The sequence below is a fragment of the Massilia litorea genome (assembly GCF_015101885.1).
Classification (GTDB): domain Bacteria; phylum Pseudomonadota; class Gammaproteobacteria; order Burkholderiales; family Burkholderiaceae_D; genus Telluria; species Telluria litorea.
Genome location: NZ_CP062941.1, coordinates 5,161,577 through 5,188,430 on the forward strand (window position 1 = coordinate 5,161,577; position 26,854 = coordinate 5,188,430).

At 60.9% G+C, this 26,854-nt stretch carries 23 protein-coding genes, 1 tRNA gene and 3 pseudogenes; 14 read left to right on the plus strand and 13 right to left on the minus strand.

What is annotated here, in order from left to right; genetic code table 11:
* Positions 1 to 2 precede the first annotated feature (2 nt).
* Positions 3 to 1,268 carry a glycolate oxidase subunit GlcF gene (gene glcF / locus LPB04_RS23185; protein ID WP_193686774.1) on the plus strand — a complete coding sequence of 422 codons (1,266 nt, stop codon included), beginning with the start codon at positions 3 to 5 and terminating at the stop codon, positions 1,266 to 1,268.
* An 84-nt stretch (positions 1,269 to 1,352) separates the two neighbouring features.
* Complete coding sequence (locus LPB04_RS23190) at positions 1,353 to 1,676, plus strand: hypothetical protein (RefSeq protein WP_227496555.1); 324 nt, start codon at positions 1,353 to 1,355, stop codon at positions 1,674 to 1,676.
* Between the two features lie 232 nt (positions 1,677 to 1,908).
* Here LPB04_RS23190 and LPB04_RS23195 read toward each other — a convergent pair whose 3' ends face one another.
* The 3 genes from LPB04_RS23195 to acs form a co-directional block, all read right to left on the minus strand.
* Entirely contained in the window at positions 1,909 to 4,179 is a 2,271-nt protein-coding gene (locus LPB04_RS23195) for a TonB-dependent receptor (RefSeq protein WP_193686775.1), read from the minus strand.
* Between the two features lie 177 nt (positions 4,180 to 4,356).
* On the minus strand, positions 4,357 to 4,728 hold the full coding sequence (locus LPB04_RS23200; RefSeq protein ID WP_193686776.1) for a DUF2946 domain-containing protein: 372 nt from the start codon (positions 4,726 to 4,728) through the stop codon (positions 4,357 to 4,359).
* A 59-nt stretch (positions 4,729 to 4,787) separates the two neighbouring features.
* Positions 4,788 to 6,785, minus strand: a complete 1,998-nt coding sequence (acs, locus tag LPB04_RS23205; protein ID WP_193686777.1) for an acetate--CoA ligase — start codon at positions 6,783 to 6,785, stop codon at positions 4,788 to 4,790.
* A 202-nt stretch (positions 6,786 to 6,987) separates the two neighbouring features.
* Here acs and LPB04_RS23210 point away from each other — a divergent pair, with 202 nt between their 5' ends.
* From LPB04_RS23210 to LPB04_RS23230, 5 genes are all read left to right on the plus strand, one after another.
* Positions 6,988 to 7,599 (plus strand): TIGR00645 family protein, encoded by a 612-nt coding sequence (locus LPB04_RS23210; protein WP_193686778.1) that lies wholly within the window; start codon positions 6,988 to 6,990, stop codon positions 7,597 to 7,599.
* 23 nt (positions 7,600 to 7,622) lie between these two features.
* Complete coding sequence (locus LPB04_RS23215; RefSeq protein ID WP_193686779.1) at positions 7,623 to 9,155, plus strand: fumarate hydratase; 1,533 nt, start codon at positions 7,623 to 7,625, stop codon at positions 9,153 to 9,155.
* A gap of 53 nt (positions 9,156 to 9,208) precedes the next feature.
* Positions 9,209 to 10,072 carry a glutamate racemase gene (murI, locus tag LPB04_RS23220; RefSeq protein WP_193686780.1) on the plus strand — a complete coding sequence of 288 codons (864 nt, stop codon included), beginning with the start codon at positions 9,209 to 9,211 and terminating at the stop codon, positions 10,070 to 10,072.
* A gap of 75 nt (positions 10,073 to 10,147) precedes the next feature.
* Positions 10,148 to 10,223, plus strand: a tRNA-His gene (locus LPB04_RS23225).
* Between the two features lie 51 nt (positions 10,224 to 10,274).
* Positions 10,275 to 10,850, plus strand: a complete 576-nt coding sequence (locus LPB04_RS23230; RefSeq protein ID WP_193686781.1) for a hypothetical protein — start codon at positions 10,275 to 10,277, stop codon at positions 10,848 to 10,850.
* A 41-nt stretch (positions 10,851 to 10,891) separates the two neighbouring features.
* Here the strand turns inward: LPB04_RS23230 and LPB04_RS23235 are convergent, their stop codons facing one another.
* The 7 genes from LPB04_RS23235 to dusA form a co-directional block, all read right to left on the minus strand.
* The gene (locus LPB04_RS23235; protein ID WP_193686782.1) at positions 10,892 to 11,689 is read right to left on the minus strand and encodes an anti-sigma factor family protein; all 798 of its coding nucleotides are present in this window, start codon (positions 11,687 to 11,689) and stop codon (positions 10,892 to 10,894) included.
* The gene (locus LPB04_RS23240; RefSeq protein WP_193686783.1) at positions 11,686 to 12,195 is read right to left on the minus strand and encodes an RNA polymerase sigma factor; all 510 of its coding nucleotides are present in this window, start codon (positions 12,193 to 12,195) and stop codon (positions 11,686 to 11,688) included. The genes LPB04_RS23235 and LPB04_RS23240 overlap by 4 nt, the downstream gene beginning before the upstream one ends.
* A gap of 28 nt (positions 12,196 to 12,223) precedes the next feature.
* Positions 12,224 to 12,601: a COG4315 family predicted lipoprotein gene (locus LPB04_RS23245; protein ID WP_407943872.1), complete on the minus strand. Its 378-nt coding sequence runs from the start codon at positions 12,599 to 12,601 to the stop codon at positions 12,224 to 12,226.
* A 166-nt stretch (positions 12,602 to 12,767) separates the two neighbouring features.
* Positions 12,768 to 13,157, minus strand: a complete 390-nt coding sequence (locus LPB04_RS23250) for a YXWGXW repeat-containing protein (RefSeq protein ID WP_193686784.1) — start codon at positions 13,155 to 13,157, stop codon at positions 12,768 to 12,770.
* Between the two features lie 242 nt (positions 13,158 to 13,399).
* A complete protein-coding gene (locus LPB04_RS23255) occupies positions 13,400 to 13,744 on the minus strand; it encodes an energy transducer TonB (protein ID WP_193686785.1) in 345 nt (114 codons plus the stop codon).
* Positions 13,745 to 13,826: 82 nt separating this feature from the next.
* Complete coding sequence (locus tag LPB04_RS23260) at positions 13,827 to 15,593, minus strand: methyl-accepting chemotaxis protein (protein ID WP_227496556.1); 1,767 nt, start codon at positions 15,591 to 15,593, stop codon at positions 13,827 to 13,829.
* 471 nt (positions 15,594 to 16,064) lie between these two features.
* Entirely contained in the window at positions 16,065 to 17,066 is a 1,002-nt protein-coding gene (gene dusA / locus LPB04_RS23265; protein WP_193686786.1) for a tRNA dihydrouridine(20/20a) synthase DusA, read from the minus strand.
* Positions 17,067 to 17,382: 316 nt separating this feature from the next.
* Here dusA and LPB04_RS23270 point away from each other — a divergent pair, with 316 nt between their 5' ends.
* The 6 genes from LPB04_RS23270 to LPB04_RS23295 all read left to right on the plus strand — a co-directional run bounded on the left by LPB04_RS23270 (position 17,383) and on the right by LPB04_RS23295 (position 23,308).
* Positions 17,383 to 18,213, plus strand: a complete 831-nt coding sequence (locus LPB04_RS23270) for a site-specific integrase (RefSeq protein ID WP_193686787.1) — start codon at positions 17,383 to 17,385, stop codon at positions 18,211 to 18,213.
* Positions 18,210 to 18,731, plus strand: a complete 522-nt coding sequence (locus LPB04_RS23275; protein WP_193686788.1) for a hypothetical protein — start codon at positions 18,210 to 18,212, stop codon at positions 18,729 to 18,731. The genes LPB04_RS23270 and LPB04_RS23275 overlap by 4 nt, the downstream gene beginning before the upstream one ends.
* A gap of 825 nt (positions 18,732 to 19,556) precedes the next feature.
* The gene (locus LPB04_RS23280) at positions 19,557 to 20,108 is read left to right on the plus strand and encodes a hypothetical protein (RefSeq protein WP_193686789.1); all 552 of its coding nucleotides are present in this window, start codon (positions 19,557 to 19,559) and stop codon (positions 20,106 to 20,108) included.
* Between the two features lie 493 nt (positions 20,109 to 20,601).
* Positions 20,602 to 21,171, plus strand: a complete 570-nt coding sequence (locus tag LPB04_RS23285) for a hypothetical protein (RefSeq protein ID WP_193686790.1) — start codon at positions 20,602 to 20,604, stop codon at positions 21,169 to 21,171.
* A 27-nt stretch (positions 21,172 to 21,198) separates the two neighbouring features.
* Positions 21,199 to 22,343, plus strand: a protein-coding gene (locus LPB04_RS23290; RefSeq protein WP_193686218.1) for an IS3 family transposase whose coding sequence is annotated in 2 segments (ribosomal slippage) — positions 21,199 to 21,457 and positions 21,457 to 22,343 — 1,146 coding nt in all. Because the reading frame shifts where the segments join, the coding sequence is not laid out codon by codon here.
* A 407-nt stretch (positions 22,344 to 22,750) separates the two neighbouring features.
* Positions 22,751 to 23,308: a recombinase family protein gene (locus LPB04_RS23295; protein ID WP_193686791.1), complete on the plus strand. Its 558-nt coding sequence runs from the start codon at positions 22,751 to 22,753 to the stop codon at positions 23,306 to 23,308.
* 224 nt (positions 23,309 to 23,532) lie between these two features.
* Here the strand turns inward: LPB04_RS23295 and LPB04_RS23300 are convergent, their stop codons facing one another.
* The 3 genes and pseudogenes from LPB04_RS23300 to LPB04_RS24485 form a co-directional block, all read right to left on the minus strand.
* On the minus strand, positions 23,533 to 24,351 hold the full coding sequence (locus tag LPB04_RS23300) for a RelA/SpoT domain-containing protein (protein ID WP_193686792.1): 819 nt from the start codon (positions 24,349 to 24,351) through the stop codon (positions 23,533 to 23,535).
* Positions 24,352 to 24,974: 623 nt separating this feature from the next.
* A pseudogene (locus LPB04_RS24180) lies at positions 24,975 to 25,339 on the minus strand (NAD-dependent epimerase/dehydratase family protein).
* Between the two features lie 173 nt (positions 25,340 to 25,512).
* A pseudogene (locus LPB04_RS24485) lies at positions 25,513 to 25,692 on the minus strand (NAD-dependent epimerase/dehydratase family protein); the annotation flags it as partial.
* A 288-nt stretch (positions 25,693 to 25,980) separates the two neighbouring features.
* Between LPB04_RS24485 and LPB04_RS24490 the strand changes: the two are divergent.
* Positions 25,981 to 26,837, plus strand: a pseudogene (locus LPB04_RS24490) (flagellin N-terminal helical domain-containing protein).
* Positions 26,838 to 26,854 lie beyond the last annotated feature (17 nt).

Consider the following 26,854-nt stretch of genomic DNA (forward strand, 5'->3'; position numbering starts at 1 on the left):
TTATGCAAACCAATCTGGCTGATTTCATCAAGGGCACGGCCGACGGCGACCAGGCCGAGTCCATCCTGCGCAGTTGCGTGCATTGCGGCTTTTGTACGGCAACCTGCCCGACTTACCAGCTGCTGGGCGACGAGCTCGATGGCCCGCGTGGGCGCATCTACCTGATCAAGCAGGTGCTCGAAGGTGTGCCCGCCACCGCCAAGACCCAGCAGCACCTGGACCGCTGTCTCACCTGCCGCAATTGCGAAAGCACCTGCCCGTCGGGCGTGCAGTACGGGCGCCTGCTCGACATCGGACGCAAGGTGGTCGACCGCCAGGTGCAGCGCCCGCTGCGCCAGCGCGTCGCCCGCGCCGCACTCGCCGAACTGCTGCCGCGGCGCTGGATCTTTTCGCCGGCGATGAAAGCCGGCCAGGCGCTGCGCCCGCTGCTGCCGGCCGCCCTGAAACAGAAGGTGGGCAAACGCACCGCGCCCACGGCCTGGCCCGGACGCGCCCACGCGCACCGCATGCTGGTGCTCGACGGCTGCGTGCAGCCGTCGATGGCGCCGAACATCAACGCCGCCGCCGCGCGCGTGCTGGACAGCCTGGGTGTGCAGCTGGTCGTGGCGCCGAAGGCAGGCTGCTGCGGCGCGCTGCGCCACCACCTCGACGAACAGGAAGCGGCGCTCGCCGATATCCGCCGCAACATCGACGCCTGGTGGCCGTATGTCGAAGGCGTTGACGGCGGCGGCGCGGCGGTCGAGGGGATCCTGATGACGGCCTCCGGTTGTGGCGTGATGGTCAAGGACTACGGCCACCTGCTGGCGCAGGATCCGGCGTATGCGGACAAGGCGGCGCGCATCTCGGCGCTGACCCTCGACTTGTCCGAAACGCTGGCGCGCTTCGAGCCGGAACTGCGGGCGCGCCTGGCCGGACGCCAGGGCCCGCGCGTGGCCTACCATCCGCCCTGCACGCTGCAGCACGGGCAGAAGATCCGCGGTAGCGTGGAACGCCTGCTGGGGCTGGCGGGCGTCGACGTGAAGCTGTGCCAGGACAGCCACCTGTGCTGCGGCTCGGCCGGCACCTATTCGGTACTGCAGCCGGCCTTGTCGACCCAGCTGCGCGACCGCAAGATCGCCAACCTGGAGGCAACCGGCGCGCAGGAGATCGTCTCGGCCAACATCGGCTGCCAGAGCCACCTGCAGGGCGGAACCGACTTGCCGGTGCGTCACTGGATCGAAGTGATCGACCAGGCGCTGGCGGCCCAGCCTGTGCCGAAGGCTGCCTGATTCGATCAACACCAGGCTGTTGAACACGCCCGTCATCGATGGCAAACTGGGGGCTGAAGCAGTCACCCACTCAGGAGATTTTCCATGGCCACCATGACGGGCGGTAAGTTACCAGCAGCTAAACTCTCCGGTAAAAGCCTGCTGCGCATCGCGCTCGTCACGGCCGTGATCCTGCTGGTGCCGCTGGTCGCCATGCAGTTTACGCGCGAGGTGAACTGGACCTTGGGCGATTTCGTGGTCGCCGGCGGGTTGCTGATGGGGACCGGCTTGCTGTTCGACCTGGCAGTGCGCAAGATCCGGACCCAGAAGGCGCGCTTGATTACCATCGGCGCCATCGCGCTGGGCTTCCTGTTTGTGTGGACGGAACTGGCTGTGGGCATCGTCGGCAGCCCGTTCGCCGGATCCTGAGCCTCTCGAGAAGGCTGATGCCGGTCAGTTAAACTAGAACTGTCAGGTTGACTGTCGCGTAACGTAGGGTGGGCTCCCGAGCCCACGCGTGATACGTGCCGGCTCCGATGTCGTATTCGACGATCTTGAGGGCACGTATCACGCGTGGGCACAAGTGCCCACCCTACGGTACTCGACGGCCAACGACACCGGTCATGGCCAGGGAAGGCCGCCTGTTTCATTCACGACGCCCTTACAAGTCGTACTTCAGCTCCGCCAGGAAGGTCCGCTGCGGGTAGGGATGGAAATTCCAGTACTTGTAATTGTTCAGGTTATCGATCCCCAGCGCGACGCTCCACTGCGCATTGAGCCGATACGTCGCGCGCAAGTCGGCCGTGAAATACTTGCTCGCGCCCTGGTACGCGAACCCGTTCGGGTCCGAATTGTCCAGGGTCGAAAACTGGTTGCCGCTATAGCGCGCGGCCAGGGTCACGGCGAGCTTGTCGTTGAAGCGATAGCTGGCCACGCCGGTGGCGCGCCACTTCGGAATACGCGGCTGGCGCTTGCCCACGCTGGCCGGAAACTTGTCGTTGCGCTCGATCGTCGAATCGGTCCAGGTGAGACTCGCGTTCAGATCGAATCCCGGCCGCAGCACATCGGTCGCGCCATAGGCCAATTCGACACCTTGCGTGTCGATGCGTCCGACGTTCTGCACATTCGTCACGTTCGGCGTCACCAGCACGTTGGTCTGCGAATACAGCGCGTCGCGCGTGCGTTCGCCGAAGGCGGTCAGGCGCAGCGAGCCGGTCTCGAGCTTGCGCTCGGCCGTCAATTCTCCGGTCCAGGAGCGTTCCGGCGCCAGGTCCGGGTCGTTATTGATCAGCACGCCCGCGCCGTTCACGCCGCCCTGGTAGAGCTCGGACACGGTCGGCATGCGCACCGCGCGCCCGAGCGAAGCTTTGAGGGTCCAGTCGGGCGTCGCCTGCCAGGCCAGCGCCGCTTTCGGCGACGCGTAGTTTCCGCTGCGCTCGGGGTGCGTCACGGTAGCGGTCGCGTTCGCCGTGCGGCCTTCGCTCGCGTCCCAGCGTTCCATGCGCAAGCCGAGTACGGCTTTCCAGTCGGGTGCGAAGCGCCAGGTGTCCTGGGCATACAGGGCCTGGGTCCGGGTGCGTCCGCCGAAAGCCGCGTTACGCGCTGCCGGGGCGCCGTCGATCCAGTCCGGCGTGGCGTTCTCGATGCTGGCCAGCTTGTAGCCTTCGCGCTGGTAGCCGAATTCGACCACATGCTTGCCGCCCGGCCGCCACACGCCTTTTGCGGCAAACGTGTTCCAGCCGGTACCGCTGCCGTCGACGATGCGCCCTGCCCCGCCACCTAGCGCGCCCGGCACCGCTACCGTGGCGGCACGCAGCAGGTCCTGGTCGTAATCATAGAGGCTGGCCGCCAGCTCCCAGTCGAACACGCCTTTCGTGTTGCTCTTCACCGAGAGGCCATGCATCACATGGCGCAAGGCTTCGTTCGACACATTGAAGTCGGTCTGGCCGAGCGTGTACCTCCGTCCACCCACCGTCACCGGTCCGCTGTAGACGGGCTGGCCGCTGCCGCCCCGCAGATAGCTGTCGGGCCGGCCTTCGGATTCGTTGCGCCACAAGCCCAGCACATAGGTCGCGCGCAGGGTCGGCGAAAAGTCGTAGGCGAGCTTGGCTTTTACATGATCCTGCACCGTGTGGTATTGGGTGGCCGTCCCGAGTACGAGCCAGTCGCGGTAGCTGCGGTCCTGGCCGGGCACGGCGCCGCTCACGCTGTCGGGGGCGTTTGTTGCGACGCCGGCCGACGGCAGGCGGGTGACGAAAGTCTGGGGCTGGCCATCGCTGTCGTTGCGGCTCAGGTCGACAAACCAGGACCACGCACCCTGCCGGTTGCCGAGCGAGACACTCCCCTGGTGCCCGTTGAAATCATCGCGCGTGTTGTAGAGCCGGAACGGCTGATGCGACAGCGACAGCCTGGCGTGGGCTTCGAAGCGGCGCGGCATGCGCGTGACGTAATCGACGACGGCGCCGACGGAATTGCCGCCATAGGCCGCCGAGAAAGGCCCGTACAGCACGTCGACGCGCTCGATTTCGCTGGGAGTGACCATGCCCCAGCGCGGCGCGAAGGTGGCGCCATTGCCGAGGTAGTTCGAGAGCAGGATGCCGTCGGCGTACACGGCCGAGCGCGCGCTGTTGCCGGTACCCGAGGCGCGCGTCGACAGCACTGCGTGGTTGTAATCGCCGATATAGCGCTTGCGCACCAGCAGGCTGGGCAGGTATTTGAGGGCATCTTCGGCGTCAAGGGCATTGACGGTGCGCGCGATGTCGGCGGCGGTAATGCCTTCGATCGTAGTCGGGATCTGGGTCGGCAGCGAGGTCGGGCGGTTGCCGGTGACGATCACAGTGCCCATCTCTTTCTCGGGGGCTTCCTGGGCCTGCACACCGGTGGCGAAAGCGCCCGCGATGGCGAGCGCGATGATCGATTTGCTTGGTTTCATTTTTTTCCTGTTCAGTACGGTCACGCAAGGAAGGTGCGTGAACCTTAGATGCTGTGACGCGGGCGCGCGTGCCGGCGACGGTCGAAAAAACGCGGTCGCCTGCGCAGGCTGCGCGAGCCGGTGCATTCCATTCAGATGCAACATACCAAGAGGCATGTGCACCCGGTCAGCGGAAGATCAGGAAAGGCGCGGTGGCGCCCGCGACTGGGGCGCGGCCCAGTGGAACAGCGGCGTCGGCGCCGAATAGAACAGGGGAGGCAGAATGTGCCCGCCAATGGCAACGAAGGCGGCAGGCGCCTGCGGCAACAGGCCGGGCGCGTGGTGCTGGTCGATGCAATACGGACAGTGTTTGGATGGATCGGCAGCCGGCTCGGGAAGACCGGGCAGCTTGACGCCGGCCGTGTGGCCCACGGCGCTGCAAATCGGAAACTCGAGCGACTGCGCCGCCGCTGGCGCAAACGCATGCGACAGCGCCGGCGCGAGCGCACCGAACAGGATCGCCAGCACGGCGATCCAGGCAGTCAGCGCACGTTGAAGAATCCGGGTCATGCGCAAAGTATAACGAAAGCGGCCCGCGCACGGTGCGCGGGCCGTCTCCTCTGCAAGGATTACGCCGATTCCTTGAGCTGATCGAGGATCGCCGGATTTTCCAGCGTCGACACGTCCTGGGTGATCGCTTCTCCCTTGGCCAGCACGCGCAACAGGCGGCGCATGATCTTGCCGGAACGCGTTTTCGGCAGGTTGTCGCCGAAGCGGATTTCCTTCGGTTTCGCGATCGGGCCGATTTCCTTGCCGACCCAGTTGCGCAGCTCGGTCGCGAGTTTCTTCGCTTCCTCGCCGGTCGGACGGGCCTGCTTCAGGACGACGAAGGCGCAGATCGATTCGCCCGTCGTCTCATCCGGCTTGCCGACCACGGCCGCTTCGGCCACGATCGGGTTCGCGACCAGGGCCGACTCGATTTCCATCGTGCCCATGCGGTGGCCGGAAACGTTCAGCACGTCGTCGATGCGGCCGGTGATCGTGAAATAGCCGGTGTCCTTGTTGCGGATCGCGCCGTCGCCGGCCAGGTAGTACTTGCCGCCCAGTTCTTCCGGGAAGTAGCTCGTTTTGAAACGCTCCGGATTGTTCCAGATGGTGCGGATCATCGACGGCCATGGACGTTTCACCACCAGGATGCCGCCCTGCCCGTTCGGCACGTCGGCCCCGGCTTCGTCGACGATGGCCGTCATGATGCCCGGCAGCGGCAGCGTGCAGGAACCCGGCACCATCGGTGTCGCGCCCGGCAGCGGGGTGATCATGTGGCCGCCCGTTTCCGTCTGCCAGAAGGTGTCGACGATCGGGCAGCGTTCCTGGCCGACGTTCTTGTAGTACCACATCCAGGCTTCCGGATTGATCGGCTCCCCCACCGAACCCAAGAGGCGCAGCGAGGACAGGTCGTAGTTCTTCGGATGCACTTTTTCGTCGACGTCGGACGCCTTGATCAGCGAACGGATCGCGGTCGGCGCAGTGTAGAAGATACTGACCTTGTGCTTGGCGATGGTGTCCCAGAAGCGGCCGGCGTTCGGGAAAGTCGGAATACCCTCAAACACGATCTCGGTGGCGCCGACGGCCAGCGGACCGTAGGCGATGTAGCTGTGGCCGGTGACCCAGCCGATGTCGGCCGTGCACCAGAACACGTCGTCCGGCTTGATGTCGAAGGTCCATTTCATCGTCAGCGCGGCCCACAGCAGGAAGCCGCCGGTCGAGTGCTGGACGCCCTTCGGCGTGCCGGTCGAGCCCGACGTGTAGAGGATGAACAGCGGGTGCTCGGCGTCGACCCATTCCGGCTCGCACTCTGCGCTCTGGTTCTCGACCAGTTCGTGCAGCCAGATGTCGCGCCCTTCGGTCCAGGCAATGTTGCCGCCCGTGCGCTTGTAGACGATCACGTCGCGGATGGTGTCGCAGCCGCCCATGGCAAGCGCTTCGTCGACGATGGCTTTCAGGGGCAGCGACTTGCCGCCACGCTGTTGCTCGTCGGCCGTAATGACGGCCACGGCGCCGGCGTCGATGATGCGTTCCTGCAGCGATTTCGCCGAGAAGCCGCCGAACACGACCGAGTGGGTCGCGCCGATGCGGGCGCAGGCCTGCATTGCAGCCACGCCTTCGATCGACATCGACATGTAGATGATGACGCGGTCGCCCTTTTTAATCCCGCGCGATTTCAGGCCGTTGGCGAACTTGCAGACGCGCTCATGCAATTCACGATAGGTGGCGCGGGTAACCGTGCCGTCGTCGGACTCGAAGATGATCGCGGTCTTGTCGGCGTTGCCGTTCTGCAAATTGCGGTCGAGGCAATTGTACGAGGCGTTCAACTGGCCGTCGGCGAACCATTTATAGAAGGGCGCGCTGGACTCGTCGAGGGTGCTGGTGAAAGGCTTGTGCCAGTCGAGGTGTTCGCGGGCCAGGCGGCCCCAGAAGCCTTCGTAGTCGGCGGCGGCTTCGTCGCACAATTTGTTGTACGCGTCCATGCCGGAGATGGCCGCGTTCGCTGCGAACTCGGCAGGCGGCGGGAATACACGGTGTTCGTGCAGTGCGCCGTGGTCTTGATTGGTCTCGGTCTCGGCCATGCTAGTCTCCATAATAGTAATAGTTTTGCCATACCTTAGGCGTGCCCGCTTACTGAAGCCTTACGTCGTTGCGAGGCAGCCCTTCCCTATTCAGATGCGATTCTACCAACCTGCGGGCAAACCGATGCGGTCATCTGCAAGCGCGCGCGAGAGGTGTAAAATGATGGGCTGTATTTTGCCCGGCACTCTGGAGTCGTACTCGATGTCCCAACAGCTTCCCCCGAACCACACACCCAAGCTCACCCCGCTCAATCAGCTGATTTTCTCCAGCCGCTGGCTGCAATTGCCGCTTTACCTGGGCCTGATCCTTGCGCAGTGCGTCTATGTGTTTCATTTCTGGGTCGAACTGAAGGACCTGATCGGCGCCGCGATGGGCAACATCGATTCGCTCAACCACATCCTCGACGTCGTCACCGTCCCCGGTTCGATCCGCCCGACCAAGCTGACCGAAACGACCATCATGCTGGTCGTTCTGGGCCTGATCGACGTGGTCATGATCTCGAACCTGTTGATCATGGTGATCGTCGGCGGCTTCGAAACCTTCGTGTCGCGCATGAACCTGGAAGGCCATCCCGACCAGCCCGAGTGGCTCTCGCACGTGAACGCCTCCGTGCTGAAGACCAAGCTGGCGATGGCGATCGTCGGCATTTCGTCGATCCACCTGCTGAAAACCTTCATCAACGCCGGCGCCTACGATCCCAAGGTGCTGATCGCGCAAACCATCATCCACACCGTGTTCCTGCTGTCGGCGCTGGCGATCGCCTATACCGACCGCATCGTCACCTCCACGTACAACCAGTCCAAGCCTCATTAACACCTCCACTTCTGAGAATCGTCATGACCGTCATCAAACAGGAAGACCTGATCGAATCCGTCGCCGCGGCGCTACAATACATCAGCTATTACCACCCGGCTGACTACATCCAGCACCTGGCGCGCGCCTACGAGGCCGAGCAAAGCCCGGCGGCAAAGGACGCGATCGCGCAGATCCTGACCAATTCGCGCATGTGCGCCGAAGGCAAGCGCCCGATCTGCCAGGACACCGGCATCGTCAACGTCTTCCTGAAAATCGGCATGGGTGTGCGCTTCGAAGGCTTCAGCGGCAGCGTCACCGACGCCGTCAACGAAGGCGTGCGCCGCGCGTACAACTTCGCCGACAACAAGCTGCGCGCCTCGATCGTCGCCGACCCGCATTTCGAGCGCAAGAACACGAAGGACAACACCCCGGCCGTGGTCCACATGGAACTGGTCGAAGGCAATACCGTCGACGTGAAGGTCGCAGCCAAGGGCGGCGGCTCGGAAAACAAGACCAAGTTCGTGATGTTGAATCCTTCCGACTCGCTGGTCGACTGGGTCATGAAGACCGTGCCGCTGATGGGCGCCGGCTGGTGCCCGCCGGGCATGCTCGGTATCGGCATCGGCGGCAGCGCCGAAAAGGCGATGCTGATGGCGAAAGAGTCGCTGATGGAAGACATCGACATGTACGAGCTGAAACAGCGCGGCCCGCAGAACAAGCTTGAGGAACTGCGTATCGAACTGTGCGACAAGATCAACGCGCTCGGCATCGGCGCCCAGGGCCTGGGCGGCCTGACCACCGTGCTGGACGTGAAGATCAACATGTACCCGACCCACGCCGCATCGAAGCCGGTCGCCATGATCCCGAACTGCGCGGCCACCCGCCACGCCCACTTCGTGCTCGACGGCTCGGGCCCTTCGTACATCGAACCGCCGGCGCTGTCGACCTGGCCTGACGTGCAGTGGACCCCGGACACGCAGAAATCGAAGCGCGTCGACCTGAACACGCTGACGAAGGAAGAAGTCGCTTCCTGGAAGCCGGGCCAGACCCTGCTCCTGAACGGCAAGATGCTGACCGGCCGCGATGCTGCCCACAAGCGCATCCAGGACATGCTGGCCAAGGGCGAGCAGCTGCCGGTCGACTTCACCAACCGCGTCATCTATTACGTCGGCCCGGTCGATCCGGTGCGCGACGAAGTCGTGGGCCCTGCCGGTCCGACCACCGCGACCCGCATGGACAAGTTCACCGACATGATGCTGGAGAAGACCGGCCTGATCTCGATGATCGGCAAGGCCGAGCGCGGCCCGATGGCGATCGAATCGATCCAGAAGCACAAGTCGGCCTACCTGATGGCGGTCGGCGGCTCGGCCTACCTGGTGTCGAAGGCGATCAAGTCGGCCAAGGTGGTCGGCTTCGAAGACCTGGGCATGGAAGCGATCTACGAGTTCGACGTGCAGGACATGCCGGTCACCGTCGCCGTCGATTCGAGCGGCACCTCGGTGCACAACACCGGGCCGAAGGAATGGGCGGCGAAGATCGAATCGCTGAAGGGCATTCCGGTCAACGTGGCCTAACTGCGTGGGGTGGACGGCTTGCCGTCCACCCGTTCGCGTTTGCATACCCGCCCATGCCATCTCCCCTCCCCGACGCCCCCATCGGCATCTTCGATTCCGGCGTCGGCGGCTTGTCCGTCCTGCGCCACATCCGCGCGCAGCTCCCGCACGAACACCTGATTTATTTCGCCGACTCCGGCTTCGCCCCCTACGGCGACAAGCCCGAACACGTCCTCATCGAACGCGTGCTGGCCATCGGCGCCTTCCTGGTCGAACAGGGCGCGAAAGCCATCGTCGTCGCCTGCAACACGGCCACGGTCGCCGCGATTGCCGCCCTGCGCGAACGCTATCCCGGCATGCCGATCGTCGGCGTCGAACCGGGCCTGAAACCGGCCGCCGCCGCCAGCCGCAACGGCCTGGTTGGCGTGCTCGCCACCGAACGCACGCTGGCCGGCACCAAGTTCCTGCTGCTGCGCGACCAGATCGCGCAAAGCACCGGCGCCCGCTTCCTGCTGCAGCCCTGCATTGGGCTGGCCGACCAGATCGAGTTCGGCACCCTCGAGTCGGCAGAGACTGACGCCCTGCTGCGCCGCTTCATCCTGCCGCTGCTGGAAGAAGGCGCCGACACGCTGGTGCTCGGCTGCACCCATTACCCGCTGGTGCAGGCATCGATCGAGCGCGTGATCGCAGGCAGCACGGATCGTCCGGTCACGCTGATCGACACCGGCGAAGCCGTGGCGCGCCAGCTGGCGCGGCTGCTGGCGGCCGGCGGCATTTCGCGCGCGGCGACGGATGCGCCTGCCCGCCTCGATGGCTACACGAGCGCCAGCAGCACCGCGCTCGCGAGCGCCTTTTCCGGCCTGCTGGGCCTCGACCCGCCGACCCATGAGGTCGTCGCGGACAGCGCGGGCGGCATGTTGATCGGGCAGAACAATTAGATTTGCCAGTTGGCCGTGAAGTTTGTATAATCTCGTTCTGTCTCGGCAGTGCTGAGATAGAAAAGCAAGACAATGGTGGCTGTAGCTCAGTTGGTAGAGTCCAGGATTGTGATTCCTGTTGTCGTGGGTTCGAGTCCCATCAGCCACCCCAAGAATTCGCAGTAAAAAGAAAGGCTTACATGCTTCGGCGTGTAAGCCTTTTTTGTTTTCCGATGATTCTCTTTATGAGTACCTGGGCGGTGCGTGGTTGCAGTCTGATTCCGCTCAACACCCGCGCAGCCATCACGCGTACATTCGAAAAGCCTTTTGGCGCGGCAAGCGTGTGTTTTTGCCTTCAGGGCATTTCAACTTCGTTGAGGTGATCAGCGTGGCCGTCGTGGACAAGGATATTCTGGCTGGGCTTTCCACGTTCATCGTGCTTCTGCTTGTGGGCACCATCTTTCGACGCTTGCACGGCGGTGGCGACGGTGCGCTCGATCCCCTGGGAGATCGGGTTGCGTGCGGGCTGCTGGCGGTTCCGCTGATCTTCCTCCTCGTACGCCTGGCATTTCCCAAGGAAGACCCGGTCTGGGCACTTGCCGCTCCTTTACCGGTCCTTGTCTACACGGCCTTGCTTGCCGGTGGCGACACGGAGTGGGAAACGATCAAGACCCATTTTACGAAGATTCTCTTCGGGACTCTTGTTGCCCTTTATCTCTTCGGCGCCGCCTATTTTATCGGAGCGCACGCCAACGGCGGCGTGACCTTGACTGTGACGAAGACAGTGTCAGGCAAGTAAAGCAGACGAACCTCCAGTAACCGGCTTGCGGCCAACGCCGCCTACTGCGGGCCGTCCAGTTGCTCGTGAACGGCCATCGCAATGGTCCCGAGTTCGTTTTTCGTCACCCCCGCCGACAAGGCATAGCCGAACTTCCCATCGATCCAGTAGAACACGCCGACCGGTCCTTCCTGGGCAAAGCGGAAACCGGTATCGCGGTTGTGCGTCTGCCCGGTCGACACATACAAGGTCAGGCGTTGTCCCGCGAGGTTGTGATACATGAACTGTGCAACCGGTCCGCTCTCGCCGGGCAGGAGCCGGCCTCCGATCAGCTCGTAGCCCAGCTTGCCCAGGTGCGGCGGCCGGACGGGTGCACCGAGCCGTTTGGAGAGCCAGGCAACGAGGTGCTGCTCCTGGTCGGCGCCGACTTCGACCGGATGCCGCAGTTCGGGACTGTAGACCACGTGCGCGATGGCGGCCTGGCGCGGCAGGCTGTTCGCGGCCGGCCCCGCATCCGCACTGACAGAAACCGCGCCGTGCGCATCGGCCGCGGCGCGCAGCGTCCAGCCGGCAAGGCCACCGGCGAAGGCGATCGCCAGCGCCGCCGCACAACGCCCGGCGGGACCGCTCCACCAGGCGCGGCGCGGCGCCGGAGCGCGCAGCGCCGCGGGGATGGGTTCATCGAGTACCGGATCGAAGAGGCGGCGCAGTTCGCGGTTTTGCTCGCGGTAGGCGGCAAGCCTTTCCGCTTCGTCGGGCCGGGTCAGCAGCCAGGCCTCCACCTCGGCCTGGCGCGCCGGCGGCAACAGGCCATCGACATACGCCTGCAGGTCCGCTTCGGTCATTGGTAAGCCATTCATTTGATCACCTGCAGGGAAGCAGCGGGCGCCGCCCTCCCCTCCATCAAGGCGCGCAGGCTCGCGCGTCCGCGCGACAGGCGCGACATCACGGTCCCGGCCGGCAAGCCGAGTGCCTGTGCCACCTGTTCGTAAGTCATTCCCTCCAGCGCGACCAGCAGCACGATTTCGCGCTGCTCCGCCGGCAGCAGGTCGAGTGCGGTCTGCATGTCGCACACCTCCAGCCGCGCGGCCGGGTTGGCCGCAGGGGCCGGATACGGCGCATCGTCGTCCAGCGCCGTCGTCTGCAGGCGCCGCGCACGCATCTGGTCCACGTGCAGGTTATGCATGATCCCGAACAGCCAGGCCCGCATGTCGCCATCGCGGCGCCATTCGCCGATCCGGCTCCAGCCACGTTCGACGGTGTCCTGGACCAGGTCGTCCGCGCCGTTGCGCTCGCCCACCAGCGCCCGCGCGTAACGGCGCAGGCGCGGGATGCAGGCAAGCAGCTCTACGTCGGGGTCAAGCATGGCGAAAGCGGGTGCGCAGCCGATACGCTCAATCGGTCACGACGTGCCAGACATCCTTGACCTTGTCGCCCTTGCGCTCGCCCGGCTTGGTGTCCTGGGCATAGAGGTACAGGGGCTTGCCGTTGCGCGCCAACTGCTTGCTGCCGTCGTCGCGCGTGATCACCGAATACGGGGCCGGGTAGCTCGCCGCGGTCGCCGGCACCGCCGGCCAGAGGCCGATACATGGCCCGGCGCAGGCGCTTTGACCGCTGCCGGCGACGTCCTTGTCGAAGGTATAGACCGTCATGCCCGCATCGTTGACGAGCACGCCGTCGGCAGTGCGGAGCGGGGAACTGGACATCAAGGCACAGGCCGAAAGGGCCAGCATGATGCTTGCGGTGCCGAGTGCGGTACGGATAAAGGGCATGGCGATCTCCTGTTTTTGTGGTTGGGATACTGGCGTATACGCAAACGGCAACGGGATTATTCCATGTCGGTAAAAATATTTTTCGGCTTTCGCATCGGCGACGAAAAAGGCCACCCGCAGGTGGCCTTTTTCATTTCAGGCGCCGGCTTCCGCCAGCCCTTCCCGATCAGCTACGGTTCGGGTTGTTCGGACGCGCATCGTCGCGGTTGCGGATGCCGTCGCCATCGCGGTCGCCGTTCGGGCCGCGGCGCCAGCCGCCGCGCTCCAGGGTCCAGCCGTTATCGCCCTGGCGCCATTCCGGGCGGGAATACACATAACCATGGCGGACTTTTTCGTAGTGGCCCTTCACCCAGGTGTAGCGATGGCCGTTCCAGTTCCAGTAGCCAGGCGCCCATTCGTAGCCGCGGCGTGCTCGCGGAGTCGATTCGTGGCGCGGCGCAGGCGGCGCCTTCTGCACGACGATCACTTCGGTGCGGCTGTGCTGGGCTTGTGCCACCGGGGCGAAAGCGGCGGTGCTGATCACGGCTGCTGCAAGAGTGATGAGGATTCGTTTCATGGTAGTGCTCCTTTCGGTTCGGTGTGAGACCACTATAGCCAGACGTTCCAGTGCACAGTAGAACTGATGCAAGTGCTTACAATCGATACATTTGGCCAGATTCCATTAACAGACTGGAAACCTTATGCTACCTCGGCAGGCGTTTTGCCAGCGCACGGTCGAGCTTGCCATTGAATCGGGAATCCACAACAAAACAGCCGGCGCAAAGGCCGGCTGTTCTTCATGCAGGGATCGACGGATGATCAGTCGAGCTTCCATGCGTAGTCGACCTTGGCCCAGGTTTGCGCTGGTGCGCCATCCTTGGTGCCCGGCTTGAACTTGCAAGCCGACAGGCCTTTTTGGGCTGCCTTGTCGAGGCCTTTGAAGCCGCTCGACTTTTCCAGCTTCGAGTCGGCGACGCTGCCGTCGGTGTTGACCAGGAAGGACATCGAGGTCGTGCCCTGCTCTTCATTCATCAGCGAGGCTTTCGGGTATTCGACCTTGCACTTCGACGGGTCGAACGAGGCCGGGACTTCACCGGCGAATGCCGAGCCGGCGATGGTGGCGAAAACGAGGGTGGCGATGGCGCTCAGGTAAGGCTTTTTCATGATTTTTATTTCCCAAAAAGGTAGTTGGTCTGCCGCTGACTGCCTGCGGTCTTTCAGTGAGTCCGGCTGGATTCGCCGTAAATTAAAATTCTTCCCATTCGTCGCTGCCCGCTGCAACCGGTGCCTTCTTCGGCTTGGCCGGAGCTGCCGCAGCGGCGGGCTTCTTCAGTGCCGCGCGCGGCGTACGTGCCGGACGCGCTGCCGGCGTACGCACTGCCGGCAAGGTCGCTACCGGTGCCGCTGGTGCCGGCGCTGCCAAAGTCGGCTCGACGCTCTGCTCTTCGCCTTCGACCAGCTTGAAGATGCTGACCACGCGGCCCAGTTCGCCGGCCTGGTCCTGCAGGCTCTGGGCGGCGGCGGCTGCCTCTTCGACCAGGGCTGCATTCTGCTGGGTCATGCTGTCCATCTCGATGATCGACATGTTCACCTGCTCGATGCCGGCGCTCTGCTCGGCGCTGGCGTTGGCGATCTCGCCCATGATGTCGGTTACGCGCTTGACGCTCGCCACGACTTCATCCATCGTCACGCCGGCCTGGCCGACCAGCTTGCTGCCGCGCTCGACCTTCTCGACGGAATCGCCGATCAGGGTCTTGATCTCTTTGGCCGCCGCAGCCGAACGCTGGGCCAGGCTGCGCACTTCGGAAGCCACGACCGCGAAACCACGGCCCTGCTCGCCGGCACGTGCCGCTTCGACTGCCGCGTTCAGCGCCAGGATGTTGGTCTGGAAGGCGATGCCGTCGATGACGCCGATGATGTCGGCGATCTTGCTGGCCGAGCTGTTGATCTCGCCCATCGTGCCGACCACTTGCGACACCACGTCGCCGCCCTTGCGGGCCACGTCCGAGGCGCTGGCCGCCAGCTGGTTCGCTTCACGAGCGTGCTCGGCGTTCTGGCGGACGGTGGTGGTGAGGGTTTCCATGGCCGAGGCCGTCTTTTCCAGCGAGCTGGCCTGCAGTTCGGTACGCGAGGACAGGTCGATGTTGCCGGCGGCGATTTCACGCGAAGCGGTGCCGATGGTCTCGGTACCGCGGCGCACCTGGCTGACGATGTCGACCAGGCTGTTGCGCATGCCGTTCATTTCGGCCAGCAGGCTGCCTTGTTCAGCGGTACGGGTGTCGATGGCGATCGCCAGGTTGCCGTGGGCAATGCTGCCCGCGATCTTCGTGGTGTAGTCCGGCTCGCCGCCCAGTTGTTTGATCAGGCCGCGGGTGATGACCCAGGCCGCAGCGACGCCCATCACGACGGCGACGGCCAGCAGCACCAGCATGAAGTTACGGGCGTTGACGAATGCACTGGCCGCGTCTTCCTGGCTCTGCAGGCTCTGCTTGTCTTCCAGCTCCACCAGCTTGTCGAGCGCTTCGGTCCACTTCTTCTGGACAGGACGCACTTCCTTGATCATGACGCGGGTGGCGCTCATGGCGTCGTTCTTCAGGTACAGCTCGGACGCCTTGGCAATGGCAGGCATCGCGGTGGCTTCATGGCCCTTGATCTCGGCCAGCAACGCCTTTTCGGCGTCGGTGCCTTCGGCGCCGAAGATCTTGCTGACCTTGCTCTGGGCCGCGTCGTACTTGGCGGTCTGCTCCTTGAACTTCTTGAGCTCCGGTTCCATTTCGGTCGCGTCGGTCATCAGGGTCAGCACGCGCAGCGAGGCCAGGCGGTCACTGACGTTGTTGCGCATCTCGATGACGGCGCGGCTCGACACGTTGTTGACGCTGACCACGTGGTCGAGGCGGTCCTGGATCTGCGCCATGCGCAGGACGCCGACCACGGTGACCGCGACGAGCAGCACCAGCACCAGGGCGAAGCCCAGTCCCAGGCGCATGCCGACTTTCATCTTCGATAAATTCATTTCGCTTCCTAGCTGTTGATCAGATTTGCTTCGGTGGTGCCGTCGTCGGAGGCTGCGTTCCCTAACGGCAAGTCTTTCCCGTAGGATAAATCAAAAACTTACCGCCAAGGCTCGAAAACAGTGCAGTTATCAAAAAACGCAGGGCCGGGCGCAGAACGTTTTGTTGCAAATCCTCAATTCCGTGTTCGAAATTATGGAGCGGACCTTGCCATAGAGCAAGCGCAGCCTTCACCTGTCTACACAAATTTATATTTCCGTGTAGTAAATTTCCTACATGCAAGCAAAACAGCACGCATGTTCTTGTCGTACGCACCATAGCTGGTGACATAGGGCAATCGACATGATTGCCTCGACAATAACTGAACTACAAGAAGTGGGATTGGGAGAACGAAGCGCCTGCGAGCGCTGGGAGCAAACAGGAAGGCGAAGCAGGCGGCTGTCTGGCAGCCACCTGCCGGTAAGGCGATGGCCTTACAGGCTGCGGATCTGGGCTGCCGCTTCCAGCAACAGGCCGGGGTTGGCCGTGGCCAGCCTCTTCGGGTCCGACAACATCTGGCGGAAGGCACGCGCCCCCGGCAGGCCGGCCGTCAAACCGAGCATGTGGCGCGTGATGCTGTTGAGCTTGAGGCCATGCCCGCCATATTGCGCGAGCTGGGCGGCGATATACGGCACCATCGCCGCCAGCACCTCGGCGCGCGTCTTCGGCGCGGCGTCGTCGCCGTAGAAGCGGGCGTCCCAGTTCGCCATCGAATACGGGTTGTGGTAGGCCTCGCGGCCGAGCATGACGCCGTCCACGTGCTGCAAGTGCAGCGCGATTTCGTCATCCGTCTTGATGCCGCCGTTGATGATGATTTCCAGCTCCGGAAACTCACGCTTGAGTGCATATGCCACTTCGTAGCGCAGCGGCGGAATCTCGCGGTTCTCCTTCGGCGACAGGCCCTTCAGGATGGCATTTCTCGCGTGGACGATGAAGGTGCGGCAGCCGGCATCGGCGATCGTACCGACGAAATCACGCACAAAACCGTATTCCTCGTCCTTGTCGATGCCGATCCGATGCTTCACCGTGACGTCGATCGACACCGCATCGCGCATCGCCTTGACGCAGTCGGCCACCAGCTGGGGCTCGTTCATCAGGCAGGCACCGAAGGCGCCGCGCTGCACGCGCTCGGATGGGCAGCCGCAATTGAGGTTGATCTCGTCATAGCCCCACTCCTGGCCCAGCTTCGCGCTTTTCGCGAGGTCAAGCGGCTCGCTGCCGCCCAGCTGCAGCGCGACCGGATGCTCGATCTCGTCAAAACGCAGGTGGCGCTCGACGTCGCCGTAGACCAGGGCGCCGGTGGTCACCATCTCTGTATACAGCCAGGTATGGCGCGTGATCTGGCGGTGGAAGACGCGGCAATGGCGGTCGGTCCAGTCCATCATGGGGGCTACACTCAGTAACCTACTGTTTTTGTTACTCTTTTCGTTGTTCATTTTGGCTATGTGCAGCAATCAGTGCACACGTCGTGCACACAGGGTAAATAATTCGTTCATAATCCGGGCATAACTCAACATACATGAATTGCACACGATGGCGACAATAACGAAGCTACCCAGCGGGAAATGGCGGGCACAGGTTAGGAAAGGTGGCATGTACCGGGGAGAGACGTTCACCCGAAAGCGTGACGCTGAGTCATGGGCGAAACAAGTAGAAGTTCAAGCGGAGCACATTGTTGCGAGCGGATACCAGCCCGTACCAGAAGGTTATAGCGTAGGCGACCTAATCGACGGTTACGCCCAAGAGTGTAACATGGGCGGCCGCACCAAACAGGCAACCCATGCCATGCTGAGGCGGGAGCTAGGGAGCGTTCCGCTGAAACGCCTCAACAGTATCCACTTGCGTGACTTCATCGACATAAGAGTTAAAGCTGGTGCTGGCGGCGTGACGATTGCCGCAGACCTGTCCTTCTTCGGGGCGATCTTAAAGTGGGGCAAGCACTCCAGACGGATGGACCTGCCGACTGACCTCGCCCGTGATGCGCGCAGGGATTTGAGCGCCCGAAACGTGAGCACCCGCAGTAGTGAGCGTGATCGCGAGCCAACCACGGCTGAACTCGAAAAGCTTTACGCATTCTGGACTGCCAACAAGCGCCAGACGATCCCCATGGCGACTCTCTGCGCGTTTGCCCTTGCTACAGCCATGCGCCAAGACGAGATTTGCTCGATCCAACTAGAAGATGTGGATGCGGAGAAGCGCACGGTTATCATTCGCGACCGGAAGGACCCCCGCAAGAAAGAAGGAAACCACCAAACGGTTCCCCTGCTACCTGCTGCATGGGCACTAGTCGAACCACTACTGGCAATGCGAAAGATTGGACGGGTGTTTCCATATCAGGCATCCAGCGTAAGTACAGCATTCACCCGTGCATGTGCCAAGGTGGGCATCGAAGACCTTCGGTTCCACGATCTTCGGCATAAGGCCACAAGCGACCTGTTCCGCCTTGGGCTGTCAATTCCAGAGGTTGCGGTACTGACAGGTCATAAAACGTGGACCCAACTGAAACGCTACACCCATACCAATTCGGAAGATGTACACGCGGCTGTGTTGGCGTTATCCAAAGTTCAGACTCAGACACCATGACAAAAATTACTGACGAACCATTCAACGGCTTCCCAGCAGACGGTACACCTGTACAGTTCTTCGAGTGCGTGCAGCGTGCTCTTACGTGGCTTGAACCCTACCTGAACGACAACGACATCAACCACGCTACCTTAGTCGCATATTGCCGCTCATATGCCAATTTGGTGTTCTGTGACGGCGAGCAACAAGCGTACGACAGTCAGGAATCGCTGAATGCAGCGTTGAAACAGGTAGTAGTCAAACAGCAGCAGATCGTGACCGTTTTCAGCGGAGTACGGAACTCCATTTTGTCGGCACAGGCGCTTGCTCAGGTCGAAAGCCATAGCAAGACCCAGAGCGAGCGAGCATCGAAGCCTCGAAAACTGGAGGAAAGCGACTGCCGCCGCATCGCGAAGCGGTACTGGGACAGCAAAGCGGATGGGACCAGCTACGGTATTGTGAAGGCGCTTGCGGCTGAATACGATGTTAGCCCGACAACCATCCACGCCACAGCGAAAAAGTACAACCCGCTGAATTGACAAGTAACCGGGTTGCTGAATACTCGCACCTTACAGTTCAGTCCTCATCAACAACAGCAGAGGATCTGAAATGCAGGCAACCCACACCACCACCCCCAACGTAGCCGACCTAGCCCGGCTTGTGAACTGCCTAGACGAGCATGGCTTTGCCACGCTTGCAGGAGTTAAGGTGTCCACACTTGACGCATGGCGCAAACGAGGCCAAGGCCCGGAGTACGTCTTGCTCGGCAGGAACTACCTGTACCCTATCGCCGCAGTCGAGCGCCACCTTTCTTCACTTGTCAGAACTCGTAGTCCCAGCAATCCAGCGAAGACACTGATGTAGTCGATTCTCTATCGCGAAGACAGAAAACCACAGCCTGGTTGAGCATTTCACTACGTTTTATATGTAATAGCGTTGCTGAATTTTTGAGCAGACTGGATGCGGCGGTACCGCACTGACATCAACTGAGACAGCGCCAACTCAACAGCCTATCCAAGGCAATATAAGGCCCCTAGGAGGCGCTCAAAGAAGAAGTTGGTAGGCAGGTAGCCACCAAGAAGAAATCCACTCAGAAGACCGCTATTCCAAGATAGATAGCAAGCAGCACAGTTTGAAACACGTTATCGACAGGAATCCCGATTCGCCTCTTTGGAAGAAAGCCATTATCTCAGGCTCTCCTATGATGACGGAGTTCTCTTGACCTGTCAATGAAAGCAGTGATTTAAGCCGTTTTAAGCACTCCCATATAGGAGAAACCCCTAACCCGCTCGTGTACCACCGCCAATTTGTACTAGTAAGTAAGGAGAAGCAGTGTAGGAGCAGTAACAGAAGGAGTATCAACAATGAAGAAGGAAGAGACAGCCATTACACTAGCCAACGGTGGAATGCACAGCCAGAAGGCATACCGGAAGATAAAGGATATGCTCAACAATAACTACTACACCTCCCCACGCCTCTACCATCTTGTAATGATGGGTTCGGAACAGAGCCGAGACTACCAAGCAGCCATGAAGGCTCTTTGCCTCGAACTACGCAGGAAGGAGATCCCCTGTCAGTGGAAGGGTTGTCTTGAAGTAGAAGACGAGAAGGGATTGCATTTTCACGTGTTCATCCTGGCCGAAGCAAAGTATCGCAACCCATGCTCCGTCCTCAACCATAACTCCCAGCACTGGCTGAACGTGATGATGCAGAAACGTGAACTGACCTACTACATCGCACCACCAGAGAACCCCATGCACCGCACGAGACTGGGTAAGCGGGTGAACTACGCCACCCTAGCTGGGGACAAACTCGCAGACTGTCTGGTTTGGATTTCGTATCTCGTAAAGAGTCGATCTAAGATTCAAGGGATGAGTCGCACCTACTTCGGGAGCCAACCCAACCGCGCTTGTTAGGAGAAAGCGTCGTACAGGCCAACGCTACTACCTTGGCGAAAGGTAAGCGCAAAGCAGCTCCCAGTTCTGCTCGCGCTACCGTTGTTTTGCAAAGGCCCTGCGACATTTCTCGAACATTCGCTGATAAGCGCTTTTCGATGGGACGTTTTCCTCATACACCCAAAGTACGGTGTTTACAACAAACGGCGCAGCCGAGTCTTTTGAGTCAAGCTTCCCTTCCCTTATGAGTGCTCGAAGAAGCTCGTCTTGAGACACTCCTCTGTCCCGCTGCTCAGCGGACATCTTTGCTAAAGCTGCCATCGGCCTACATACACTATCATCGGCAAATGCATGCGATGCACCTAAGATCGCAAAGGAAAAAATCAGTGTTGTACGAAGCATTTAATTTTCCCGTCGTTAAAGTGATCTAGTATATTAACGAATGGAAAACATTGCTATCTCTAAGCGAGCAACTCCATATTTCTAACAATTATGCTTTCAACAGAGGGTTGGTATGCGAACCGTATTACTTCATCTAGAACGCCTGCAACGTCACTACGAAGCCTCGGTACGATCCTACGATGAAGTTTCATTACTTGATCTCTCGCACTCCCTTCGCGTATGGGCTGATCTCAAAACGGTGTTGCCACAGTTAGCTCCCGCGTTTTCCAAAACCTTGAGCTTCAAAACTTCTACGCCTGCAAAGAAAGTCTTACGCGCAGCACGTGGCTCTCGATTCGTCTTCGCTTTCATGCCCGGGGGAGTGATTACGTACGCAGCCAATGGAAGCATTGTCACAGGCCCTCAGGATATCAAGGATAGATCTTTCACTGTCGGGGTCAGCTGCAAAATCAACACTGATGGCTCGATGGAGCTAAAAAATTACTCTTTTATGGAAGTTGCCAGCGACCAACCAATGGTCAAGGCTGCTGCGGCAGAGGATGTCTCCCGCTGCAACTACTCCCAATGGCTTGGAGCTGAAGCTGTAAGGATGTCGTATCCAGACAAGACCGGCGAGCTGAAAATAGTATCGATTACGAGGGAAATGCTGGCATTCCCCCACCAGCGCGGACACTTTCGATAGGTATGATGTCCCTATCGGAGGAGTTACATGGCACGTGAAAGACGGTTGTTTTCAGAAGAGTTCAAGCGCGAGGCAGTCAAGCTGGTAGGCCAGCCTGGTGCAAGCAAGGCGGCGATCGCCCGCGACCTTGGCATTGGCGCCAATTTGCTGGGGCGGTGGTGCAGAGACGCCAACGTGGATGCAGAGGTTACGGGCGGGGGCGAGAAGGTATCGACCCAGGAATATGAGCGCATGCGGCGCGAGCTGGCAAAGGTCAAGACGGAGCGCGACATCTTAAAAAAGGCGCTCGGCTACTTCGCAGCCGACCTCAAGTGAAGTACGGCTTCATCGCCAAATATAGAGCCATCTGGCCAACGCGAACGATGTGTCGTCTGCTTGGTGTGTCGAGCAGTGGTTTTTACGACTGGCTCGGCCGACCAATAAGTGCGCATGAACGTGAGAATGCGCAGCTCCTCAAGGCGATCAAGCACAGCCACGAAGCCAGCGATGGCACATACGGTTCGCCGCGCGTAGTGCGAGACCTTATCGATGCTGGCTTTGCCTGCAGTGAGAACCGCGTGGCACGGCTGATGAAAGCTGCCGGCATCAAGGCCCGCCACAAGCGTCGCCGCGCACCTGGGCAGCTCGATTCGCCAGTCCACGCCATCGCGCCGAACCTGCTGGACCGGCAATTTGAAGCGCCAGGCCCGAACCAGAAATGGGCTGCTGACTTTACTTACGTATGGACTGGCGAAGGCTGGCTGTTTGTCGCTGTCGTCCTTGACCTGTACTCGCGGCGTGTGGTGGGCTGGTCGATGCAACCGACCATGACAGCGCAGCTGGTAATGGATGCCCTGCTGATGGCCATCTTCCGCCGCGGCCGGCCTCGGGCAGTATTGCATCACTCGGACCAGGGCTCGCAATACACCAGCGAAGACTTCCAGCGCTTGCTCGAATCGCACGGCATCGTTTGCAGCATGAGCCGTCGCGGCAACTGCTGGGACAACGCTGCAATGGAAAGCTTCTTTTCGACGCTGAAAACCGAGCGGCTGAGCAAAAAGCACTACCGGACCAGGGATGATTTACGGGCAGACGTGTTCGACTATATCGAAAGGTTCTACAATCCACGCCGGCGTCATTCCACTCTCGGGTATATCAGCCCGGTACAGTTTGAAAACCTAAAATGCGCCTAACGGAAGTGTCCGTGACGATGGGGGAAGGCCATGCTGATTCGGAGGGTCGCAAATACGCTCGATGGGTCGCATCCGTCAGCAGCTCACGAAGTTAGCGAATTCGAGAACAGCTACGATCCTGCTGTTCATTACTTGCTTCAGTACTCAATGGGAGGGTTATCGCTTCCTTACTTCATCTTGCTGAAGATTGCCCAAGATATCGTCGCTATTGCTCCGAAGCTACTCCGCATCGAGTCCCAAACCGTCCCCACGTAAAATCGTTCTGTTAAATGTGCAAGAAGTACACCTTGATGAACACACTAAAACAGCCGAGAAACACTGTTCAACAAGGCCGTAAAAGATAGTTGTTGCACATATTCCAACAATCTCTTAGACTTTGTTGAACACATCAACGAAGGAGAAGGTGAATGACCGCAGGACAAATAGTTGGGTACGTGCGCGTGAGTTCGGTGGACCAGAACCTCGCACGTCAACTGGACGGTATAAAGCTGGACAGAGTGTTTGAAGATAAGGCATCCGGCAAAGATGTGAAGCGCCCTGCTCTGGTAGCCCTACAAGCTTTTGTTCGTGAAGGCGATACCGTTATGGTGCACTCTATTGACCGCCTTGCCCGTAACCTTGTCGATCTGCGAGCGATCGTTTCGGGCCTGAACGATAAGGGCGTAGCCGTTACCTTCGTCAAGGAAAACTTGACCTTCAGCGCAGACACTTCCAGTCCGATGAACACACTCATGCTTTCCATGATGGGAGCATTCGCAGAGTTTGAGCGGTCGATGATCCTGGAGCGACAGCGCGAAGGTATCGCGGCAGCGAAGGCAGCAGGCAAGCCCGCGGGCCGACCAGAACGGCTCAAGCCAGCCGATGTGGAAGCGATCAAGGCCCGCTGCGCTGCTGGCGATAGTAAGGTAGCACTAGCGGCTGAATACAACGTGTCGAGAGGTACGCTTTACGCCGCCCTGAAGTGATTACGATAGCCGTAAATACGGCTTACTCCTTTCATCCCGTAATGACTCGTACTTCGTTCAAAAACTGCTCAGTATCCAAAAAGTAGTTCGGATATGCTCTTTTGAGTGAATTTATCGAGGACACGGATACGAGAACCACGCGCACTGACGAGCCAGCAGGAATAAGGCTTTCAGCGGTTGTATATTCATGGTGTGCAAGTCTGGACTGTTCTTGCGATACCCTCTTACGAACACCCTTCGACCAGCAGGTTCGAGCCGGACGAGGAAGTAGCGCGCATTCTTCTGCTGCTCAACCCTCGGCAGAATCGCCTGTACGCCGCAAACACGTTCGCCATGTGATGACTAGCGTTAAGCTGCCGTATTTCTTCGGAGAGCTTGAGAAAGTCGTCGGACGTTCCTGGAACCGTAGGGCACCCTTCCCGCAGCGCAAAGACAGAACTCATCAGTGCGAAGAAGCGCCTCCATTCCTCGCTCCCTAGGTTCGACTTCAGGGCCTGCCCAGTGAATGTTTCCGCTGCCTCGACAGCAGTAGCCCATTTATGTTGTAACTGTGTCCGAATCTGGATTTCAAGCTTCAGCCCGGCATAGGGACTAGAAGCACCAGCGAACGTGTACATAAGGTGGACACCCCGGTAGCCAGTTGGTTTGGGTGTTGCAATATAGTCCTTGCTGTTCGACAGTGTATGGACTAAAGGCGAATTCACGTACGTCGCCTCCAACCGTCTGACCAATTGGACGGTCGGCATGACGGCTCTACAACCACCAATATCCTGCATTTGCGTCAGCCGCATACTACTCTTGCTCCTGAGCTTGGCCGCAATCGAATCAAGTCGCTTGATACGCTGCACCACTAGTGCTTTCGGGGCAAGCTTCTGAGCACGGTTCTTTAGCGTGGTATGGAAGGTGTTGAGAGGATGTGCATGCGAGGCGCGAAAGTTGTCGATTATTGCCAAGCAGTCAGCGGGGTTTCCAACGGCGTCGGCAAAGGCACGACCAGCAGCGTTGTATTCGGTGCGGGTGAACTGTAGGGTAGCGTACGCCATACTGCCTCTTGGAAAAAAAAGATCATTTTAATCCGTAGAGATGCAGGGCGGAAAATTATGAAGAACTAGGGCCGTGTTCCTTGTGAAGTGAGCGAACGGCAGCAGTCTCTTGTCGATATTTCAATTTCCGGAAATGCTACAGTTCGGTCATCCCCATTGGCGTTAAGCGGCGTAACCGACCTCGCGGATTTTTTATTTTTTTGACAAACCTAGAGGAAAGATCGGGTTTTGCAGTCACCGATGAGTGCACACATCATGCACACGAACCTCTTGAAACCCGCATGAATACTGGAAATTACGTCCAGTCCATCATGGGGCAACGCTGAGGGTGCGGGGCGGTAGTCATGCGGAACAATCCTTTGCTGGCGCCTCGCGCGATCGGGGAAGGCGCAGCAAGCCGGGCATTTTACAGAAGAATCGCCCTCCCCTCAAGCGGGGCCTGTTTATGCGTCACCGGCGGTGCGCTGCGCGGATGCCGTCGGCCAGGGCGATCCGTGGCTGCCAGCCCGGCGGCGGCGCGCCTCCCGTCCAGGGAAGCAGCATCTCGCGCGGTCGTCGGGCGCGCACCCCAGTCGGCGGCGATCGGCAGGCCGGCCACGGCCTCGAAGCGGCCACCAGCTCGGTCAGGCGCAGCGGCGCGCCGGACGATACCCGGTAGTGCAGCTGTCCCGGCCGGCCGTGCGCAAGGCATCCGCCGCCGCAATATAGGCATCGACGACGTCGTCGACATACACCAGGTCGAGCAGCTGGCGGCCGCTGGACATGGCCAGCCGTTCGCCGCTGCGCGCCGCGCGCCACAGCGCGGTCATCAGCTTGGGCGGACGTCGCCCGGGCCGTAGGTGTCGAACAGCACCAGCGTCGCGACCCGGAATGCGTGCGCGTTGACGTAATACGCCAGGATCGCTTCGAAGGCCTGCTTGGTGGCGGCGTACAGGTTGACCGGATCGTAGTCGCGGGTCGCCGTAGTGCTGCCAGGCGGTGCCGGTATTGACCAGCTTGCGCACGCCGGCGACCCGCATCGCCTCGGCCAGCTGGGTGGCGAACAGCAGGTTCGCCTGCACCAGCGGCGCGACGTCCTGGGGCCGGTGCTCCGGCGACGAAAACGGCGGCCAGGTGAAAGACGACATCCGGCGCGGCCTGCTGCACGATCCGGACCAGGTCCTCGGTAGCGCCTTCGAAACGGTGCACGGTCAGGGCCGGCGCCGGTGCCGGAAAGCTGGAACCGGCGCGCAGCAGGACATGCACCTTCCAGCCCGCGGCCAGGAGCCTGCGCGCGAGATGTGACCCGACATAGCCGCTGGCCCCGGTGACCAGGGCGCGGCGAGGTGGCGCTTCGTTCACGTTAGTGCTCTGGACGAACAGGTTCGGCAACCAACGACATCGTCAAGACCTGCGGTAACGCCGCAAACCGGGCTGGCATGGGCTGCTGCCTGTTCCATCTGTCTTCCTCGTGACCCTCATGTGTGATAGCAAGATTATACGCTCGGGCAGCATGAGGCGCGCCGAGCGCTCCCACCTAAAATATTTCCACACGGCACTTAATGAACTGCTGAAAGCGGTCGTCTTGTACTTGTGAGAGCGCGAAGAGGCGCACCATTCAACCGATTCACCCAATACCAGGAGTTCACCATGCTGAGCCTTCACACCAACGCCGCCGGCCTTTTCCGCCCAAAACTCGATCTCGCGCACCCAGACCAGCCTGTCGACCTCGATGACCCGCCTGTCGACCGGTTACCGCATCAACTCGGCAATGGACGACGCTGCCGGCCTGCAGATCGCCACCCGCCTGAAAGCACAGACCAGCGGCATGCCGTTGCAATGCGTAACACCCAGAATTCGACTTCGATGCTGCAGACCGCCGAAGGCGCGCTCGACGAAGTAAGCAACATGCTGGTCCGCATGAAAGACCTGGCAACCCAGGCCGGCCGACCAGTCGTCGACCCAGGCCGACAAGGACGCCATGCAGCTGGAATTCGACGCACTCGGCCTGGAACTGGGCAACGTGATGAAGAACACCACCTTCGGCGGCGCCAAGCTGCTGGTCGGCGGTACCGTTGCCAGCGCCATGAAATTCCAGATCGGCGCGAGCTCGACCGAAACGATGGCGGTCGACCTGTCGGGTGACGTGACCGCGGCGACACCAACGTCGGCCTGGCCACCGCCAACTACGGCGGCGCCGCCACCGGCACCGAAAATCGCCAGCGGCGCTGCCGCCACCGCCTCGATCGCAAGCTCGACACCGCGCTGGCATCGGTCGGCAAGGTGCGTTCGGGCCTGGGCGCTGCCGCCAACCGCCTGGAACACGTGTACAACAACCTGGCCAACGTCAGCACCAACAGCAAGGCCGCAACCGGCCGCATCATGGACACCGACTTCGCCACCGAATCGTCGAACATGACCGCCAAGCAGATGCTGATGCAAGCCGGCACCGCATGCTGAAGCAGACCAACCAGATGTCGTCGATGGTCATGTCGCTCCTGCAGTAATCGAATTGTCACTGCGG